The organism is Mesorhizobium sp. M2A.F.Ca.ET.039.01.1.1 (assembly GCF_003998035.1).
GTDB lineage: Bacteria > Pseudomonadota > Alphaproteobacteria > Rhizobiales > Rhizobiaceae > Mesorhizobium.
Genome location: NZ_RZRY01001309.1, coordinates 1 through 930, shown reverse-complemented (window position 1 = coordinate 930; position 930 = coordinate 1). Strand labels below are relative to the sequence as shown.

The 930-nt window shown below is 63.2% G+C and carries 1 protein-coding gene; it reads right to left on the bottom strand.

Going from position 1 to position 930, the window contains the following annotated elements; all coding sequences use genetic code 11:
* On the bottom strand, positions 1-930 hold a 930-nt coding region (locus EOA24_RS39500), incomplete at both ends, for an ABC transporter substrate-binding protein (protein ID WP_245501993.1).

The following is a 930-nucleotide window of genomic DNA, read 5'->3' as shown; positions in this document are numbered from 1 at the left end:
GTGCGGTAGACCGAGCGCCAGTAGGGCTGGATGATGATGCCGCTGTCGCGCAAATTGGTCTCGATCTTGGCCATGATCTCTTTGCGTGCCGTGGCGTCCGGCGTCGCAAGCGCCTTGTCGAGAAGCTCGTCGAACTCCTTGTTCGAATAAGCGCTTTCGTTCCAGGCCGCGCCCGATTTATAGGCCAAGGCTAGCACCTGGACGCCGAGCGGGCGGCCGAGCCATTCGGTGCAGGAATAGGGGAACTTGCTCCAGTCGTTCCAGAAGGTCGCGGCCGGCAGCACTGTGCGCTTGATCTTGAAGCCCGCCTCGCGGATTTGCGCCGCGATCGCATCCGCGGTGCTCTTTTGCCATTCGATGTCGACCGAGATCAGCTCATATTCGTGGTCGGCCTTGCCCCATTCCGACATCAGCTTCTTCGCCTGGTCGACGTCGCGTTTGGCCGGGCCGATATCGGCGAATTCCGGATGCATGGGGCCGACATGGTGGTTGTCGGCGGGCTTGCCGCGCCCGTCGAGGCCGAGCTTCAGCACGGCCGCATTGTCCACGGCAAGCTGGGCGGCGCGGCGCAGCTTGACGTCGTCATAGGGCGCGTTGGAGACATTGAAGCGCGCGACGATGGTCGAGCCGGTGGCGATCTCGGAATTCTGCAGGCCCATCTTGTCGGTTTGCGAGACGGCGTCCGATGCGGTTTCGTGGTCGGTGTCGATCTCGCCGGATTCGAAGGCCGACAGCATGGCGTTGGGGTCGGAGCCGTAATCGACCCATTTGATGCCGTCGAGATGGAACTCGCCCTTCCACCAGGGTTTGTCCTTGCGCTTTACTTCCGCGCCGGTCTCGGCATCCCAGCTCACCAGCTCGCAGGGGCCGGTGGTGATCGCCAGCGCCTTCTTCGGGTCGGCCTCGCCCTCATAGGAGCGGTGCATGATC